Genomic DNA, 17,530 nt, shown 5'->3' on the forward strand with positions numbered 1-17,530 from the left:
CGGCTCGGGGCGAGTTTGGTTCTGCTGTCATGGCAAATCCCTTCAGAGTGGTTGGTAGCAAACCGACTCTGATCTCCCTCAGGCCGCTGTCCACCACTCATCATGGGATCTTTTGCTCCGCTCAGAACACCTGGCGGAACAGCACGAACAGCGCGAAGGCCAGCGCGATCGAGCAGGGCAGCGTCAGCACCCAGGCGAGCAGAAGGTTGCGCACCGTCGCCCACTGCAGGCCCGAGCCGTTCGCCGCCATCGTGCCGGCAACGCCGGACGAGAGCACGTGGGTGGTCGACACCGGCAGGCCGAGACGGTCGGCCATGCCGATCGTGATCATCGCCACCAGCTCGGCGGCGGCCCCCTGGCCGTAGGTCAGGTGGCTCTTGCCGATCTTCTCGCCGACGGTGACGACGATGCGCTTCCAGCCGACCATGGTGCCGAGGCCGAGCGCCAGAGCCACGGCGATCTTGACCCAGAGCGGGATGAACTTCGTCGCGTTGTCGACCGCCTTGTGATAGTCCGTCACCGCCTTCAGGTCGGCATCCTGCATCGGCAGCAGCTTCTTCTTGTCGATCAGCTTCAGCCCTTCGCCTATCAGATAGATGTCGTTGCGGGCGTTGCTGACCAGGTCGGTCGGCACCTTGTCGACCGTCGCGTAGGGTTGCAGCCCTGCGGTCGTGTTGTGGATGTAAGTCTGCAGCGCCACGGTCGTCTGATCGGTCCAGGTCTTGGAGCGCACGGCCTCCTGAACAGCGGCCTTAGGGTCCGCGGCGGTGACGCCCGGCTTGACATATTTGCCCAGCGCCTGCTCGACGGCGACCGAAGCCGACTTGTAGGCGTCGAGATAGTTGACGTCGGGCGTGCGGTTGAGCGCATAGGCGGTCGGCACCACGCCGATCAGGATCAGCATGATCAGGCCCATGCCTTTCTGGCCGTCATTCGAGCCATGCGCGAAGCTGACGCCGGTGCAGGTGAAGATCAACAGCGCGCGGATCCACCACGGCGGCGGGGTGTTGCCCTTCGGCGCCGCATAGAGTGCCGGATTGCGCACGAGAAGCTTCATCACATAAAGCAGGACGGCGGCGGCGAAGAAGCCGACAAGCGGCGAGACGAGCAGCGACATGCCGACATTGGTCGCCTGACCCCACTCGACCCCGCTGGTGGCGCTTCCGGCCGGCGCCATGAACTGGTTGGCGAGGCCGACGCCGATTATCGAGCCGACCATCGTGTGCGAGCTGGACGCCGGCAGGCCGAGGAACCAGGTGCCGAGGTTCCACAGGATCGCCGCGACCAGCAGGGCGAACACCATGGCAAAGCCCGAGGACGAGCCGACCTGCAGGATGAGCTCGACAGGCAGCAGCGACAGGATGCCGAACGCCACCGCGCCGCTCGAGGTCAAGACGCCGAGGAAGTTGAAGACACCCGACCACATGACGGCGAATTCGGCCGGCAGGGAGCGGGTGTAGATGACGGTGGCGACCGCGTTGGCGGTATCGTGGAACCCGTTGACGAATTCGAAGCCGAGCGCGATCAGCAAGGCGATGCCGAGCAGGATCCACGGCACCGTCTTGGCGATCGCCAGATCCTGGCTCAGCGCATAGCCGACATAGATGAGGCCGGCCAGCACCAGCACGCCGAAGGCCGGCAGGAACCACTTCGCGCCGCTCGATTGTTCAAGCGGATGATCCGGTCTCGGAATCCCCGCCTCACTGGAAACCACGTCCACCATTGTCCCACTCCATTTGCATTGCAGCAAAGAACCGGGTGGAACGCTATGTCCGCAGGATGAAGCTGGTGTGACGCCTACAACCTATCCGGCTATCTCGAGGAGCGAGGAAACCAGAAGCTTGCGCTCCTCCGGCGAGAGCACATCAGAATCGAAGAGATTCATGCTGCGCAGTCCTTCGATGGCGAGGAAACAGACCAGCAGCGAACCGAGATCGCCCGTCTCCCCTTTCAGCCTTTCGAAGAGTTGCTGTTTGAAGGCTTTTATCGGCGTCAGGAAATCCGGATCCTCGGCGATCGCCGAGAAGATCCACGAGGCCGAGGGCTGCGGCTCCTCGCATTCATCGGCGGAAAGCCTGACATAGGCCGAGAGCGCATTCTCGTTGCCGGCTTCGGCGACGCGCGCTTCCAGCGCCTGCTCGAATTCGTGGAGGTAGTTCTCGACCAGTCCCTGCATCAGCTTGGCCTTGGTCGGGAAATTGTAGAGCAGGCCGCCCTTGGACACGCCGGCCCGGTTGGCGACGGCATCGAGCGACAGGCTTCCCGGGCCTGCCTCGCGCGCCACGTCGGCGGCCGCTGCGAGTATCCTGTCGCGTGAATTTGCCCTGCGAGCTTTCATCACGCCTCCCTTACATTAGCTTGAGCGGAATTGACAAGACCGTCCAGACGGTACAGTAAGGCGCCCGAAATTGAAATCGGGACACATCGTCGATAACCCATATGGTCGATATGTGTCCCTGCACCGTTATGCCGATTTGCCGGCTCGAGGGGACTTGTCCGTGAAGCGCTTCTTCATCATCGCAGGGTTCCTGCTGCTGCTCATTTTGGTGTGCGTCGGCATCGTCGGCTTCAACATCCTGCGCGACAACGGCATCAAGCAGTTTTTCGCCACCATGAAGCCGCCGGCGGCGACCGTCTCGACGGTCATCCTGAAGCCTTCGGAGTGGACGCCCGGCGTTGAGGCGATCGGCACCGTCAATGCCGTGCGCGGCGTCGACCTGACGGTCGAGACCACCGGCATCGTCAAGGACATCCTCTTCCACGCCAACCAGAAGGTCGCGGCCGACTCCGTGCTCCTGCAGCTCGACGATGCCGTCGAGAAGGCCGACCTCGTGGCGCAGAAGGCGCAGGCCGCGTCCGATCAGGCGGCGCTGACCCGCGCGCTCGAACTGCAACGGCGCGGAGTCGGCACCGACGCGACGCTCGACGCCGCGCGCGCGGCGGCGACCGCGTCCGCCGCGCAGGTGAACAAGCTGCAGGCGGTGCTCAACCAGAAGCAACTGTCCGCGCCCTTCAACGGGACGGTCGGCATTCCGAGGATCGACATCGGTCAGTATCTTGCGCCCGGCAACGCTGTGGTCACGCTCCAGGATCTGGACACGATGCGGGTCGACTTCACGGTTCCCGAGCAGCAGCTGCCCTTGCTGAAGATCGGCCAGACGGTCCGGCTTGGCGGCAGCCTTTCGGACATGCCGTTTGCCGGCTCCATTCGCGGCATCGATCCCAAGATCGACCCGGCAAGCCGGCTGGTGTCGATCCGCGGCGAGGTCGCCAATCCCGAAGGCAAGCTGACTCCCGGCCAGTTCGTGCAGATCCGCGTCGAGCTGCCGAAGGAGGAGAACGTGTTGTCGTTGCCGCAAACGGCGCTCACGTCCAGCCTCTACGGCGATTATGTCTTCGTGGTCGTTCCCGCAAAGCCGGCTGCCGGCGCTGCCGCGCCCGCCAAACCTCAGGACCAAGCTGCCGGCGCCGAGAAGCCCGCCGAAGCCGCCGCAAAACCAGCCGACAACAAGGCTGCAGGCACCGCCAAACCGGCCGAGGGCGCGCAGCAGCCAGCGCTCGTTCTCTCACAGGTGTTCGTCAAGCCCGGACGCCGCAACAACGGCATGGTCGAGATCGTCGAGGGCCTGAAAGCCGGCGACGAGGTGGTCACCGCCGGCCAGAACCGGCTGTTCAACGGCATGTCGGTTGCCGTCGACAACACCATCGATCCCAGCAAATCGGCAAACAAAGAGGTTCAGCAATGAGCTTCTCCGATATCTTCATTCGCCGGCCCGTCCTGTCGACGGTGCTGGCCTGCATGATCCTGCTTTTGGGATTCCAGGCCATCTTCAACCTGTCGATCCGCCAGTATCCGAAGGTTGACGAGACGGCGATCACCATCACCACGGCCTATCCCGGCGCCAGCGCCGACCTGATCCAGGGCTTCATCTCGGCCCCGATCGCGCGCGCCGTCGCCTCGACCGAGAACATCGACTACGTCACCTCGTCCAGCCGTCCCTCCTCGAGCACCGTGACGGTGCAGATGAAGCTCGGCTCCAACCCGGACGTGGCACTTGCCGAAGTGCTGTCGAAGGTCCAGGGCGTGCGCGGCACCTTGCCGGAGGCCACCAAGGATCCGGTGATCGTCAAGGGCACCGGCCAGCAGTTCGCGATGATGTATATCTCGATGCAGAATCCGAACATGACGAAGGAGCAGCTCACCGAGTACATCGAGCGCGTCGTGCGGCCGCGCATCTCCACGGTGGAAGGTGTTGCCGACGTCCGGATCTTCGGCGCCGAGGAATATTCGATGCGCGTCTGGATCGACCCGGTCAGGCTTGCCGCCCGCGGCGCCACGGCCGCCGACGTGCTGACCGCGATCAACAACTCCAACTTCCTGTCGGCGCCCGGCAACACCCAGAACGAGTATGTGGTCTCCTCGATCACTGTGCACTCGACCTTGCAGACCTCGGAGGCGTTCTCCCAGCTCCCGATCCGCTCGACGGACGGCCAGGTAGTGCGGCTGCGCGACGTGGCGCGCGTCGAGCTCGGCGCCAAGAGCACCGACACCAGGGTCAGCTTCAACGGCAAGCCGGGCACCTTCCTCGCCATTTTCCCGACGCCGGCGGCAAACCCGCTGACGACGGCGGCGGCGGTCCACAAGCTGGTGCCGGTGATCCAGGACACGCTGCCCAAGGGCATGACGATCGAGGTCGTCTACGATTCCACCGAGCAGATCAGCGCCTCGATCGAGGAGGTGTTCAAGACCATCGGCGAGGCAGTCGCCATCGTCGTTCTCGTCATCCTGCTCTTCCTCGGGTCCTTCCGCTCGGTGATGATGCCGATCGTGACTATCCCGCTGTCGCTGATCGGCGTCTGCTTCATCCTGTTTGCTGTCGGCTATTCGATCAATCTTTTGTCGCTGCTGGCCATGGTGCTGGCGATCGGCCTCGTCGTCGACGACGCCATCGTGGTGGTGGAGAACATCCACCGCCATATGGAGGAAGAGGGCATGTCGCCGATGCAGGCGGCATTCAACGGCATGCGCGAGATCTTCTCGGCGATCGTCGCCATGACCATCACGCTCGCCGCCGTCTTCGCGCCGCTCGCCTTCACCGGCGGCCTCACCGGCGCGTTGTTCCGCGAATTCGCGGTCACGCTTGCCGGCTCCGTGGTGCTGTCCGGCCTGATCGCGGTGACCATCACGCCGATGATGTCGGCGCGCTTGCTCAAAGCCGGCGCGCACGGCCGCTTCCAGCGCATCGTCGACGGCACCTTCAGCCGAGTCGAGCGCGTCTACGAGCGTGCCGTCACCGCCTCGCTGAGGAACCGGCCCGTGACGCTGATCATCGTCGTGGCGCTGATCGCGCTCACCGGCTTCATGTTCACCAAGACCTCCACCGAGCTGGCGCCGGAAGAGGACCAGGGCTTCCTGCTCTCGATCGTGACCGCGCCGCGTTATGCGACGTCCGACTATACCGAGACCTACGTCAACCAGATCCTCGGCCTGGTCAAGGATATCCCCGAAACCAGGGCGCAGTTTTCGGCCGTCGCTTTCGGCGGCGCGACCAACAGCGCCTTCGTCGGCTTCGCCTTCAAGGACTGGGCCGACCGCCAGCGCAGTTCGAAGCAGCTGCAGGCCGACATCACCGGCCGGCTCGCCAAGGTCGCCGGCGTCCAGGCCTTCATCTTCGCGCCGCCGACGCTGCCCGGCTCCGGCGGCGGTCTGCCCATCTCCATGGTCGTGCGCTCGACCGGCCATCCCTCCGAGGTCTTCGACGAGGCCGAGAAGATCAAGAACAAGGCGCAGGCTTCGGGCCGCTTCATCGTCGTGCAGAACTCGATGTCCTACGACGCGCCGCAAGTGACGGTGACCATCGACCGCGAGCGCGCGGCGGCGCTCAACCTGCCGATCGCCGATATCGGCCGCACGCTGACGCTGCTGGTCGGCGGCGCCGATGTGGCGCAGTTCGACCGCGACTCCAACAGCTACGACATCATCCCGCAGGTGCCGCAGGAGTTCCGCGACAATCCGGATAAGCTCGGCGAATATTTCGTGCGCAGCGTGGACGGGAAGATGGTGCCGCTGTCGGCCGTGGTGAGGATCTCGACCAACGCCTCGCCGGCCGCGATCGAGCAGTTCAACCAGTTGAATTCCGCCACGATCACTGCCCTGCCGCTGCCTGGCGTGACCACAGGCGACGGGCTGAAGGTGCTGGAGGACCTTGCCAGGGAGTCGCTGCCCGATACCTTCTTCATCGATTATTCCGGCCAGTCGCGGCAGGAAAAGGAGCAGGGCAACACGATCCTGATCGCTTTCGCCGCGGCGGTGATCGTCATCTACCTGGTGCTGGCGGCCCAGTTCGAGAGCTTCCGCGACCCGCTGATCATCATGATGGCCGTGCCGCTGTCGATCTTCGGCGCCATCGTGCCCCTCAACATCGGGCTGGGCACCCTCAACATCTATACCCAGGTCGGCCTGATCACGCTGATCGGCCTGATCACCAAGCACGGCATCCTTCTGGTGGAGTTCGCTAACCAGCAGCGCGAGATCCACGGCATGCGGCGGCGAGACGCCATCATCGCCTCGGCCAAGGTGCGCCTGCGCCCGATCCTGATGACGACGGCGGCGATGGCGCTCGGCGTCGTGCCGCTGATCATCTCTAGCGGCGCCGGCGCCGCGGCCCGTTACTCGATGGGCCTCGTCATCTTCACCGGCATCCTGGTCGGCACCATGTTCACGCTGTTCGTCGTGCCGATGTTCTACACCTTCATCGCCAGCAAGGATTTGCCGCATCTCGCCGAGAAGCCCGATCCGAAGCTGATGCCGGCGCTGCCGACCTAACAAACGCGAGCTGATAATGAAAAGAGGCCGGAAAGTTTCCGGCCTCTTTTTTGGCGGTTGCCTCACGGCTTCGGCGAATTCGGCCGAAGGCGGCGACCTGCCTGCTACTTAACAATGACGATGCTGGTGTTGGCCGGGCCGAAAGCCTCGACGAGCTGGTAGAAATCGGCTGCGGCATCGGGATGCAGGCGCACGCAGCCATGCGAGGCCGGGCGGCCGAGACGGTTGATGGCGTAGGTCGCGTGCACCGCGTAGCCGCCGCTGAAGAACACCGAATGCGGCATCGGCGCGTTGTCGTACTTCTTCGAATACCACATCTCGTGCAGGCGGGTCGGCTTGAACGATCCGGTCGGCGTGACATGCGCCCTGTCGCCGGTCGAGACCTTCCAGGCGAAGGTCGGCCGGCCGTCGACGGTGACCTCCATGGTCTGCTGCGACAGTGAAACCTTGGCCACGATCTGGTTGGCGTGGGCACTGCCGGCGCCGAGGAGAAGTGCCGCGCCGGTAAGCGCGGCGGCGGTGACGTGGATGAGCTTGGCTGAAATGGCGGTATGCATGACGATCCCTCTCTTTGTCCGGTCCGGCCGGCTTCAATTTCGATGGGCCGTCTTATCGGGAATGCCTGTTTCAACCTTATTTCGCTTAATGCTCGTTTCTGTTTCGAATTTGTTTCTCGCGGTTAACGCGCTGGGCAAAGGCGGCCGCTCTTCGTGCGAATGGCCCGGCAATGTCAGGCGGGTTAAACAGCTCTCGTACCGCGCAAACGAAAGCCGTTTTTCCCGGTATGTGAAAGCGTATCGGCCCATCTCGAAACCGATCTGCAACAGAAACGCGGCTTACGCGGCATGATGCGGATACAGGCCGGCGGCAAGGTTGCTGCAACGGGAACAGACATCAGCAAACGAAAATGGGCAGGAAATCGAAACTGCGCTCCTGGCTTCCCAGGATCGGCGTCGCGGCAGTCATCCTCGGTGGCGCCGGCTCCGTCGCCGGCAACCCTGTGGCTGCGCTTGGCGCCATGAATTCCGGCGAGGTTTCGACTCTGCACACTGCACTGTTCATCGCCACGGTCTGGATTGTTTCCAGCCTGCGCGTCCACCGGCTGAGGGCCTTCTGGCGGGTCGGCCTTCGGTTGATGGGGATGCGTGGCCCCTCCGGCTACTTGCTGCCGAGAGGACCGAAGGCCCGCGCCGCAGCGGGGGGCTCCGTCAGCGGCGCGGGCGCTTCGGGAGTTTCCTGAAGCACCGACGACTATCGAATTTGGGGATCACAGACATGAAGACGAAATTTGCCGCCTCGGTGCTTTCCGCACTGCTCTATGCCCAAGGGCTGCTTGGCTTCGCCGCGCTGGCAACGGTGCTGCTCAAGGAGCGCGCCCATGCCGAGGTCGCCGTCGGTGCCGAGATGCCGTCGGGCCCTTCGATCCTCGTGGTCCGCTAGGTACCGGCATCGGACCCAAAGGCGCAAGGCGGATTTGGGTGATCCGATGCAAGATCAAGCAAATGACCTGGCCGTCCTCGCCTCAATCGCTGCGCGGCGGATCGAAACGGTAGCCGGCGCCCCGGATCGTGGTGATGGTCTCCGTATCGAGCTTGCGGCGCAACCTCACGATGCGCGAATCGATCGAGCGGTCGAAAGCGTCGGCATTCTCGGCGGGCGCGGCGGCGATGATGTCGTCGCGCGTCAGCACCTTGCGCGGGCTGGCCAGGAACAGCCTGAGCAGTGCCACCTGGCCCGGCGAAAGCTGATCCTCGGCGCCGGACCGGTGCATGACCATGGCCGATCTCAGGTCGACCGTGGCGTTCTCCAGCACGATCAGTTCCTGGGTATTGCGGCCGCGCCGCGTCAGCAGGCCGCCGATGCGCGCGGCGAGTTCACGAACGTTGAGCGGACTTTCCACAACGTCGGCAGCGCCGAGCTCCAATGCCAGCACCTTGTCGACGAGATCGCGCGGCCGGCAGATCAGGATGAAGTCGGCGCCGCCCTCGCCGCCGTAGCGCTTGAGCAGCTCGCGCCCCTCAGCCTGGGTCACGTCGTCGCCGACAACCACGACATCGATGCCCCCTGCCGAAAGCAGCGACTCGGCCTCCCATGGTTGCCGCGCCTGGCGCACGTCATGCCCGCGCCGCTCGAGATGGTCGGCCAGGTCGCCGGCCACCACCTCGGCAACGGACACAAGCGCGACGACGGATCGTGCTGCCATTTTCTTCACCCCGCCACAGGCAACTCGAGATGAGCGCTGGACATCATGTTTATACCCAATCTACTTTCCCCTGAAAGCGGGAGCGAGACCATTGTGAAGGCGCGCATCATCGTCGTCGAGGACGAGCCGGATCTGAGGGAGGCGGTCGCCGAGTATCTCGGCGCCAACGGCTATGATGTAGCGACGGCCGAGAACGCCGCAGCAGCACGCGGCCTGATCGAGGCGCAGTCCTTCCATCTCGCCATCCTCGACATCGCCATGCCCGGCGAGGACGGCCTTTCGCTCGGCCGCTGGCTGCGCTCCAAGACCCAGATCGGCATCATCTATGCGACCGCCGCCGGCACCGCGCTCGACCGTATCGTTGGGCTGGAGCTTGGTGCCGACGACTACATCGTCAAGCCCTATGAGTTGCGCGAAGTACTGGCGAGGGTCCGCAGCGTGCTGCGCCGCGTGCCGCAGCCGGCAGCGCCGCAGGCCGCGAAGACCGAGGCCGGCAATCGCCGTTTCATGAGCTTCGGCGGCTTCCAGGCCGATTTCGACGGCAGGCTCGTCACCGGCGCCAACGGCGCGGTCATCGAGATGGCCAAGAGCGAATTCGACGTGCTGGAGGTTTTCCTCACCCGCGCCAACCGGCTTTTGACGCGGGCTGCGATCTCGGAAGCGATCGGCTTCGTGGAAGACCCCGAATCATCCCGTGCGGTCGATATCCGCATCATGCGCTTGAGAAAGAAGATCGAGGCAGACCCCGCCAATCCGAAATTCCTGCGCACGGTGCGCGGCGAAGGCTATATCTTTTCGCTGCCGACCGGCGACAGCAATTGAATCTGAACCAGCCCAGGCGGGCTCCGGAAGACGGCCGACCATGACTGCTGAGGCAGCACGCAGCGATATGCAGGCTTCCCGTCCGGGCGCCGCGATGGCGGCTGTCCAGGTCGTTCGCCGCCTGCGTGAGGCGGGCGACTGGCAGCGCGAGATGGACGGCATATTGGAGACGCTGTGCCGTTCGATGGATTGCCAGCGCGGCATTCTCTTCCGTCTGCGCGAATTGCCGGGCGAGGGCTTCGCTCAGTCCGTGGCGGCTTACTGGGTCGACCCCGCCTTCGGCGGCGAGCTGGCATCGCCCACGGTGATCATGCAGTCGATCATCAACTCCGATCCGCTGCTGGGGCGGCTGCAGGAAGACGAGCGGCAGGGCAAGGTCTTCGCCGGCCACACCCGCAACCTTGAAGGTTTCCTGCGCGCCGATTTCGAGAAGCAGAGCATCAAGTCCTTCATTTCCGTGTCGGTCTTCGCTCACGGTCATCTCTGGGGCACGCTGGCCGTCAACGACTGCGTAGCCGAACGCGAATGGACGGACGAGGAAGAGGCAACGCTCCACATCATCGCGCTCGCCATCGGCGACGCCATCGAGCATTCGCCTTCCGAGGCGCATGCCAGCGAGGTCATCCGCCGCACCATGCTGCAGGCCTCGCTCGACGCGATCGTGGTCATCGACGAGTCGGGCTCCATCATCGAGTTCAATCCGGCCGCCGAGAAGATGTTCGGCTTCCAGCGCAGCGACATTCTAGGCAAGGACCTGCTCGACACGATCGTGCCGCACTACTACCGCAAGGGCTATGCGTCGGGCGCCGAATACATGGCCGGCCGCGGCGCGCCGATGGTCGGCCAGCGGCTGGAGACCGTGACCCAGAATGCGGCCGGCGAGATTTTCCCTATCGAATTGACCGCGACCGAGATGCGCGTTGCCGATCGCCGGCTGATCTTCGGTTCGATCCGTGACCTGCGCGAAAAGCTGCGCGCGGAGGAAGAGATAAACCGCCAGCGCGAGAAGCTGCATCAGAACGAGAAGATGGCGGCGATGGGCTCGCTGCTTGCCGGCGTCTCGCACGAGCTCAACAATCCGCTCGCGGTGGTGGTGGCGCAATCGACGCTGCTGCATGAATTCGCGAGCGATCCGCAGACCAAGGTGCGCGCCGAGAAGGTGCGCGCCGCAGCCGAACGCTGCGGCCGCATCGTCAAGAGCTTCCTGTCGATGGTGCGCCTGCACCCGACCGAGCAGGCCGAAACCGATCTCAACCAGGTGATGCGCGCTGCGCTCGAGGTCACCGCCTACGGCGCGCGCTCCAGCGGCATCATCATCGACGCCGATTTCGCCAATGGCCCGCTGCTTGCCATGGCCGACGCCGACCATGTCACCCAGGTCGCGGCCAATTTTCTCATCAACAGCCAGCATGCGCTGGCCGGCGTCACCGGCGAACGGCGCATCAAGGTGCGGACCTTCCGTAGCGAGCGCGGCAATCCCGGCTTCTCCGTCGAGGACAACGGTCCTGGCATTCCCGAGGCGATCCGTTCGCGCATCTTCGAATCCTATTTCACCACCAAGCCGGTCGGCGTCGGCACCGGCATCGGCCTGTCGATCTCGAAATCCATCGTCGAGCGCCACAACGGCAACATCTGGTTCGAGGAGGTTGAGCCGCACGGCGCGCGCTTCGTCGTCCAACTGCCGGCGATCGCCGGCGACGCCGCGAAGGCGGGAGAAGGTCCGGCGCGATCGAGCGGGCTGCGTCACGCGCTGGTCATCGACGACGAGCCCGACGTCGCCGCTTCGCTCTCCGACATATTGGAGTTGATGGGGGTCAAATCGCGCGTCGTGCCAAGCTGGAGATCGGCCGGCGAGGTGCTGAGCGGGCACATACCGCCCGACATCGTCTTTTCCGACCTGCGCATGCCGGGCACCAGCGGCATATCGATCTACCGCGAACTGCTCGCCGAGCACCCTGAGTTGGCCAAGCGCTTCGTGCTCGTCACCGGCGACATGATCGGCGCCAAGGCGGAAATCGACTCGCAGCCGCCGCACCAGCGTCCGCATATCCTGGAGAAACCGTTCTCGACGCTGGACGTGCGGGGTATCCTTTCGACCGTTGCCGACGAGACCGCGGTCGAAATCTGAAGTCCGAGATTCAGAGCAAGCCGAGCCGAGAACCGAAGCGGATCGCACTTAAAGTACGTGAGCACCGGCCTACACCGGCCGTAGCCTTAACTGCCACGCCACTCCCATGTCATGGATGCTTTGGCGGGCGAAGGTCGGAAGCGCAGGAAACCTCCATTCATAGGCCGGGTTCACCTGAATATCGGCACATCCGAAAAAAGAGGCTCCCGACCGACTTTGCGGCGGGAGCCTGACTTGAGCGCAGGAGGGAGCGCTCGGGGAGGTCTTAGAAGATGTTCGGCGTGTTGGTGAGCGGCGCGGCATTGGCGATCATGCGCACCGCGCGGGCCCTATGCTGGCCGGACTGCTCGGCAATGGCGCGCAGGCAATCGGGGCTTTCGGCGCCCCAGTTCTGACCCTTGCAGGCGAAGTCGATCGCCGATTCCGGCAAGCGGGCGGTCTTGAGCGTGGTCGGCGCACCGTCCACGACATTGGCCGGCGGATTGAGCGAGGCGAAAGCCGGGCCGGCTGCGGGCGCGGCCACCATGCTGATGAAGGCGCAGGCGCCGATTAGCATGAACATCGCCATCGGATGGTCGCTGGCGCGCTGGCGCAGCGCCAGCTTCGGCCGGCGGTCGTTGCGCTCCGGGCCATGGGTGAGACGGCTGGCATTGGCGGCCTGGACTTTCGTAAACATCGATTGTTCCCTTCGTTATCTTTCTTTTTCCTATGAAACGAACTTAATCGCGCTAGGTAACAGCGGAATGATAGGGGGCGATTTGCTGTGTAACCGGATTGAAACAGGGCTCCGGTCGCCACCCTTCCGTCCCTGCTTGCCGCCGGCGGGCATTCACCGCTTCCAGCTTGCGCAGACATGCTCCTGTCGGAAGCGGCGGACTGTAAGCGATCTCACACAACGCTCTGGTCGGCGATTTTGGCCGCGCGTCGATAAGACCGTGGTCGATGCGGTTGTGCGTAAGCCGGCGCGTTCGCCGACCGACGACACGCGTATGTCGCTGGAGGAGTGGGAGCGGCGGTTCAAGCCCAAGGCTGTTCGGCAACCCGGCGACATTGAGCCTTACGCCGCGCCTGTGAAAGCGGAGCCGATGTCAGAAATCAGGATCGTTGAGGCCGTCCGGCGGGCCAAGAAGGCAAGGCGGGTCAAGTCGGCTGGCCTTTCAGGTGTGCCAGTGAACCCGACAGTCCACAGGCCGGACGTTACCCCGGCGGCTATCAACCCTGGCCAGCCGGCGCGCGTCGCCGGGCGATCGTTGGCGTGGCTTCAGAGTGGCTTCACCAAGAGCGGCGACGCTCCTCTGCGGACCAGTGATGCATGTAGTAATCGCGCACTCAGCGGCAATGGTCCGCCCGATTTCGTATCGCTCGGCTCGCGCTGGTAACAGGGCGGCTGGACGACCGCCCCCCAACCCCCGGTTCATCGGCAGGCGGGAGCGGTGCCGATTGTGGGGCCCCTATCAGGCGACGGCCGCAAACTTCGCGTAATCCTGCGCCTAGCCCCACTACCGAAGCTGCGCCTTACCTTCCGATTTGCGACGCTGCCGACATCAGTTCCTGAGTGTTCGGGGCGCCGAATAGGCCGCCATCGAGTACCTCGTTGGAAGTCCAGCGAACGACGCCATCGCGGTCCAGCAGGAACTGGCCGACGAGCTGCCCTATGCCGGTTGCCATCATCTGTTGATCCGCTTCAGTGATATCGTAGCCGTCTTTCTTGTTCAGATATTCGAGCGCGGCAAACGGATCCATCGGTTCCGACATTTCGCCCGGTAAGTCGACCCGCATCGACTTCACATCGCTCATCGAAACATTTTGCGGCCATGCGCTCTCGTCCTCGGTGATCTGCATATTCGGCAGTCCAAAGGCGCGGTGTGAAGTCCGCTCCGGATCGGATGCCGCGAGTAGGCCTAACATCGGATGGTACCGGAGATAAAGGCGCGCCCGCTCGACAGGTGTGTTTACCACCGTCAGGCTTTCGATGCCCTTCGCATTGAGGGCTGGGGTGAGTTGCGAAAGCATGGCGATATGGCGCCTGCAAAAGGGGCAATGCAAGCCTCTATACAGTCCGACCAGCACTGGTTTCTCGCCTCGGAAATCGTCGATGGCGATCTTGCCCTCGCGGGTAATCGCGTCGAGCACGAAATTGGGCGCCGTTTCGCCAGGTTGCAGCGGGCCTATGTCGAGACGTTCTGACATGCTCATCCCCTCCTCGCGGGCAATCCACAACGGATGTGCGGGCGGGTGGCTTGAGCCCATGTCCGGCACATACGTCCTTGGGCATGCTGAAATGGCGGTCGGCCTTAGGACGGCGTCGAGGTCGAGCGTCGATAATCCATTTATAGCACGGAGACCGCTATCCAGTCGCGCTTGTTCACAATCCCCTTGCTGCGAACAAGCTGCCCGTCGGCGTGCTCTGTGCCGATGCCGAATACATTGCCGAAGATAAGGGAGACCACTACGAACTCCGAAACGTATCCGACAAATCTCGGTAGCGACCGCGGGCACCCTCCCGCCGGGGTTAGTCGATGGCGGGGGCGGGTAGCTTTCAGAACCGATTGCCAGGGGCCCTCGCCCGAAACGGCGGCGAGGCCTGCCTCGGCTACGACCGCGACGACCTGCTGGCAATGGCCCATGGAAGCGCGGTCGCGAGCTTGCGGGCAGTGCTGCGGCCCGCAACGATCGCGCCTTCGACATAGCCCGGAAAGGACGGAGACAATTCCGAGGCTGCGAAATGGACGGGCGGCGCGCCGGCAAGAATGGTGCGCTCCGCATGCCTCGCCGTCACATCGACAATGAGATCGCCATAGGCGCCGCCGCTCCAGCGGTCGTGCGTCCAGTCGCGCTGGTTGAAATCGAGCATGTCGGCGGCGTCCGGGCCGAGCGCATCGACAAGCCTCGCCGTCACTTCCGCGCGCAGTGCCGCCTCGCCGAGCTCGCGCCAGTGCAATGCCCGCGGCCCGCCGACGAAGACGGTGAGCGCTGCATGCTCGGCGTCCCTGCTGGCGTCGCAGGCAAACAATCCAGGCAGGTCGCGCCACATCACCATGCCGCTCAGGCCCCGCTCGCGCCAGAACGGCCTGGCATAGCGCACCAGTATCTTGATCACCGCGCCGCTTTCCCAGACACCCAGGGCCTTCGCCAGCGCTGGCGGCAAAGCAGGCGCGAAGGCGAGCTTGGCGGCTGTCGCCGGCGGCAGTGCGACCAGGACTTCGCGCGCTTCGATCGTGCCGCCTCCGGCGGTGCCGACGCGTACACCTCCCGGTCCATGCTCGATTCTCATGGCTGGTTCATTCAACCTGAGGCTTCCACCGAGGTCATCCGCCAGATCGTCGGCAAGCGACTGCATGGTCTCGCGCAGCGAGTACTGCAGTTCCGGCACCTCATTGGTGATGCGGCGGTCATTGTCGATCAGATGCCAGAGCGGCACCTTATCCAGCGCCAGGCACCACAGGCCCTCGATTATCGAGCGGAAGGCAGCCTTGGCATCTTCCGAATCCCTTTGGCGTTGGAGCCAGGCGGCGACGCTCAAGCCGGCGATCCTTGGGTCGTCCGGCTCTATGCTGTTCATGCGTTCGCGCATCTCCATCGCGGCGTGATAGGTGCGGATCGCGCGTTCCATCGGCATCGGCGGATGGGTGATGAAATCGCCATCGACATTGGTTTTCACGAATGTCTTGCCGCGCGCCCTCGCCAGCGCCATCAGCTCGGGCATGTCCTCGCACAGGAACTGGGCGCCGCTGTCGATCCGTTCGCCAAGCCCGTTTCGCGTAGCCTCGACGCGTCCGCCGGGACGATCGCGTGCTTCCAGGAGCACGAAATCGATCCCAGCGCGCTTGAGTTCCAATGCGGCGGACAGGCCGGTGAACCCTGCTCCGACGATCGCAACGTCGGTTCTTTCGGTCTTGCTGCCCAATAGCCCGCCTTGATCTGCCGGCAATTCAACCGGCCTCCAACCGTGCAGATGAGTGGGGCGCCCTTACCCCTGTCAAGCACCTTTGTCGCCTTTGGATGTTTGCCGGGAGACCGGAATTGTCTGCGCCCGGCTCGACCATGGATATCCCTTGCCGATCATCCGCGACCGCGGCGTCAGCAAGGAATGGCTGAAGCGTATCGGCTACGCGCAGTAGGTCCAGCTTAGCCGATGGTCCTTTCAAGCACGCTCAGCCAATTGCGGTAGGCGATCTTCTCAATCAACGCGCGCCCGAAGCCGCGCGCTGCAAGCGCGTCGATGAGCTTCGGCAAGCCGGCAACATCGCCGATGACCGCCGGGATCATGGCGCCGTCGAAATCGGAGCCGAGGCCGACAGCATCCTCGCCCAGCGCCTGCAGCAGCGAGTCGATATGGCGTACCATGATGTCGAGGCCGGTATCGGCGTTCATGCGGCCGTCCTCGCGCAGGAAGCCGGTGGCGAAGTTCAGCCCCACCATGCCGCCCGACTCGCGGATCGCGCCGAGCTGCCAGTCGGTCAGGTTGCGCGAATGGCCGCAGATCGCATGGACGTTGGAATGGGTAGCGACCAGCGGCGCGTCGCTCAGCGCTGCCACATCGCGAAAACCTTTCTCGTTGAGATGCGAGAGATCGATCATGATCCTGAGCTGGTTGCAGGCCTTGACCAGCGCCTTGCCGGCATCGGTGAGGCCAGGCCCGGTATCGGGCGACGAGGGAAAGCGGAACGGCACGCCGTTGCCGAAGGCGTTCGGGCGGCTCCAGACGATGCCCAGCGAGCGCAGGCCGGCGGCGTGAAGCACGTCGAGCATGGCAAGCTCGGGATCGATCGCCTCGACGCCTTCGATATGGAAGACTGCCGCGATCGAGCCCTTCGCCATCGCATCGCGGACATCGCCGGCGCTACGGCAGACACTCAGCGCGCCCGCGCGCTCAAGCCGGAACAGGATCGAGGCCATGCCGATGGTCGAGGTGATCGCCTCGGCGCGCGGCAGCTCCGGCGGCAAAGGTTCGTTGTCGCTCGGCGCCGGCGGCACCGCGCTGCGCTTGGTCTTTTCGATCGGCGGCGGGAAGATCGCGAACATCCCGCCGGCAAAGCCGCCCTTCCTGGCGCGCGGCAGATCGATGTGACCGCCCTGTGTGCCCTCGATGAACAGCTTTTCGACATCCGCTCCCTTCGACTGGTAGAGCCTGAGCAGCGTGTCGTTGTGGCCGTCGAAGACGGGGATCAGGTCGGGTTCGGTCATCAGGCCATTCGCTTTTTGAGGTGGCGGATCGGGGGCGGGAGAATCCCCAGGCGATCTGTCTAATTAGGCAAGATGGCCGAACTGCGCAAATGCCAGTGGCGTGTTCGTAGTTGTGGCTGTGCGGCACTTTCCCCTTCTACCCTTGTGGAAGAAGGTGGATCGGCGCGCAGCGCCGAGACGGTTGAGGGGTGCTCCAGCGAAGTGAGATGTCGGTTTTCCCTGGAACACCCCTCATCCGTCGCCTTCGGCGACACCTTCTCCCCTTGTGGGCTAGCGTGCGCACACATTTGCTTTGGGTGGGGTTAGTCGGGATTTGCAAGAGCGAAGCCCTCGGCGATGGCGTGGAAACGTTTGAGGCCGTTGC

The 17,530-nt window shown here is 64.1% G+C and carries 15 protein-coding genes; 7 read left to right on the forward strand and 8 right to left on the reverse strand.

What is annotated here, in order from left to right:
• Positions 1 to 121 precede the first annotated feature (121 nt).
• Together RFN28_RS33060 and RFN28_RS33065 are read right to left on the reverse strand one after the other, a co-directional pair.
• Positions 122 to 1,723, reverse strand: coding sequence for an inorganic phosphate transporter (locus RFN28_RS33060; RefSeq protein WP_320291347.1), 1,602 nt, complete (start codon positions 1,721 to 1,723; stop codon positions 122 to 124).
• An 81-nt stretch (positions 1,724 to 1,804) separates the two neighbouring features.
• Entirely contained in the window at positions 1,805 to 2,338 is a 534-nt protein-coding gene (locus RFN28_RS33065; protein WP_320291348.1) for a TetR/AcrR family transcriptional regulator, read from the reverse strand.
• 160 nt (positions 2,339 to 2,498) lie between these two features.
• Between RFN28_RS33065 and RFN28_RS33070 the strand changes: the two genes are divergently transcribed.
• Together RFN28_RS33070 and RFN28_RS33075 are read left to right on the forward strand one after the other, a co-directional pair.
• A complete protein-coding gene (locus RFN28_RS33070; RefSeq protein ID WP_320291349.1) occupies positions 2,499 to 3,746 on the forward strand; it encodes an efflux RND transporter periplasmic adaptor subunit in 1,248 nt (415 codons plus the stop codon).
• On the forward strand, positions 3,743 to 6,826 hold the full coding sequence (locus tag RFN28_RS33075; RefSeq protein WP_320291350.1) for an efflux RND transporter permease subunit: 3,084 nt from the start codon (positions 3,743 to 3,745) through the stop codon (positions 6,824 to 6,826). Before RFN28_RS33070 ends, RFN28_RS33075 begins: the two co-directional genes overlap by 4 nt.
• Positions 6,827 to 6,930: 104 nt before the next feature.
• On the opposite strand, the gene RFN28_RS33080 is transcribed toward RFN28_RS33075, so the two are convergent.
• Positions 6,931 to 7,383, reverse strand: coding sequence for a L,D-transpeptidase (locus RFN28_RS33080; RefSeq protein ID WP_320291351.1), 453 nt, complete (start codon positions 7,381 to 7,383; stop codon positions 6,931 to 6,933).
• 350 nt (positions 7,384 to 7,733) lie between these two features.
• On the opposite strand from RFN28_RS33080, the gene RFN28_RS33085 reads away from it, so the two are divergent.
• Positions 7,734 to 8,066 carry a hypothetical protein gene (locus RFN28_RS33085; RefSeq protein WP_320291352.1) on the forward strand — a complete coding sequence of 111 codons (333 nt, stop codon included), beginning with the start codon at positions 7,734 to 7,736 and terminating at the stop codon, positions 8,064 to 8,066.
• 35 nt (positions 8,067 to 8,101) lie between these two features.
• On the forward strand, positions 8,102 to 8,266 hold the full coding sequence (locus RFN28_RS33090) for a hypothetical protein (protein WP_320291353.1): 165 nt from the start codon (positions 8,102 to 8,104) through the stop codon (positions 8,264 to 8,266).
• Between the two features lie 82 nt (positions 8,267 to 8,348).
• Here the strand turns inward: RFN28_RS33090 and RFN28_RS33095 are convergent, their stop codons facing one another.
• Positions 8,349 to 9,029, reverse strand: a complete 681-nt coding sequence (locus RFN28_RS33095; protein WP_320291354.1) for a winged helix-turn-helix domain-containing protein — start codon at positions 9,027 to 9,029, stop codon at positions 8,349 to 8,351.
• 93 nt (positions 9,030 to 9,122) lie between these two features.
• On the opposite strand from RFN28_RS33095, the gene RFN28_RS33100 reads away from it, so the two are divergent.
• Together RFN28_RS33100 and RFN28_RS33105 are read left to right on the forward strand one after the other, a co-directional pair.
• Positions 9,123 to 9,851: a response regulator gene (locus tag RFN28_RS33100; RefSeq protein WP_320291355.1), complete on the forward strand. Its 729-nt coding sequence runs from the start codon at positions 9,123 to 9,125 to the stop codon at positions 9,849 to 9,851.
• A gap of 40 nt (positions 9,852 to 9,891) precedes the next feature.
• Complete coding sequence (locus RFN28_RS33105; protein WP_320291356.1) at positions 9,892 to 11,979, forward strand: ATP-binding protein; 2,088 nt, start codon at positions 9,892 to 9,894, stop codon at positions 11,977 to 11,979.
• Positions 11,980 to 12,244: 265 nt separating this feature from the next.
• Here the strand turns inward: RFN28_RS33105 and RFN28_RS33110 are convergent, their stop codons facing one another.
• On the reverse strand, positions 12,245 to 12,655 hold the full coding sequence (locus RFN28_RS33110) for a hypothetical protein (protein ID WP_320291357.1): 411 nt from the start codon (positions 12,653 to 12,655) through the stop codon (positions 12,245 to 12,247).
• A 259-nt stretch (positions 12,656 to 12,914) separates the two neighbouring features.
• Between RFN28_RS33110 and RFN28_RS33115 the strand changes: the two genes are divergently transcribed.
• Positions 12,915 to 13,358, forward strand: a complete 444-nt coding sequence (locus RFN28_RS33115; RefSeq protein ID WP_320291358.1) for a hypothetical protein — start codon at positions 12,915 to 12,917, stop codon at positions 13,356 to 13,358.
• Between the two features lie 136 nt (positions 13,359 to 13,494).
• Here the strand turns inward: RFN28_RS33115 and RFN28_RS33120 are convergent, their stop codons facing one another.
• From RFN28_RS33120 to RFN28_RS33130, 3 genes are all read right to left on the reverse strand, one after another.
• Positions 13,495 to 14,169, reverse strand: a complete 675-nt coding sequence (locus RFN28_RS33120) for a peroxiredoxin-like family protein (RefSeq protein WP_320291359.1) — start codon at positions 14,167 to 14,169, stop codon at positions 13,495 to 13,497.
• A 403-nt stretch (positions 14,170 to 14,572) separates the two neighbouring features.
• Positions 14,573 to 15,910 (reverse strand): flavin monoamine oxidase family protein, encoded by a 1,338-nt coding sequence (locus RFN28_RS33125; RefSeq protein WP_430679441.1) that lies wholly within the window; start codon positions 15,908 to 15,910, stop codon positions 14,573 to 14,575.
• 197 nt (positions 15,911 to 16,107) lie between these two features.
• A complete protein-coding gene (locus tag RFN28_RS33130; protein ID WP_320291360.1) occupies positions 16,108 to 17,166 on the reverse strand; it encodes a dipeptidase in 1,059 nt (352 codons plus the stop codon).
• Between the last annotated feature and the right edge of the window lie 364 nt (positions 17,167 to 17,530).

This window comes from Mesorhizobium album, from assembly GCF_033977205.1.
GTDB classification, from domain to species: Bacteria; Pseudomonadota; Alphaproteobacteria; order Rhizobiales; family Rhizobiaceae; genus Mesorhizobium; species Mesorhizobium album.

Coding starts and splice junctions, on each gene's coding strand:
- RFN28_RS33060 (WP_320291347.1), bottom strand. CDS start 1,723: ATGGTGGACGTGGTTTCCAGTGAGGCGGGGATTCCGAGACCGGATCAT.
- RFN28_RS33065 (WP_320291348.1), bottom strand. CDS start 2,338: ATGAAAGCTCGCAGGGCAAATTCACGCGACAGGATACTCGCAGCGGCC.
- RFN28_RS33075 (WP_320291350.1), top strand. CDS start 3,743: ATGAGCTTCTCCGATATCTTCATTCGCCGGCCCGTCCTGTCGACGGTG.
- RFN28_RS33080 (WP_320291351.1), bottom strand. CDS start 7,383: ATGCATACCGCCATTTCAGCCAAGCTCATCCACGTCACCGCCGCCGCG.
- RFN28_RS33085 (WP_320291352.1), top strand. CDS start 7,734: ATGGGCAGGAAATCGAAACTGCGCTCCTGGCTTCCCAGGATCGGCGTC.
- RFN28_RS33090 (WP_320291353.1), top strand. CDS start 8,102: ATGAAGACGAAATTTGCCGCCTCGGTGCTTTCCGCACTGCTCTATGCC.
- RFN28_RS33095 (WP_320291354.1), bottom strand. CDS start 9,029: ATGGCAGCACGATCCGTCGTCGCGCTTGTGTCCGTTGCCGAGGTGGTG.
- RFN28_RS33105 (WP_320291356.1), top strand. CDS start 9,892: ATGACTGCTGAGGCAGCACGCAGCGATATGCAGGCTTCCCGTCCGGGC.
- RFN28_RS33110 (WP_320291357.1), bottom strand. CDS start 12,655: ATGTTTACGAAAGTCCAGGCCGCCAATGCCAGCCGTCTCACCCATGGC.
- RFN28_RS33120 (WP_320291359.1), bottom strand. CDS start 14,169: ATGTCAGAACGTCTCGACATAGGCCCGCTGCAACCTGGCGAAACGGCG.
- RFN28_RS33130 (WP_320291360.1), bottom strand. CDS start 17,166: ATGACCGAACCCGACCTGATCCCCGTCTTCGACGGCCACAACGACACG.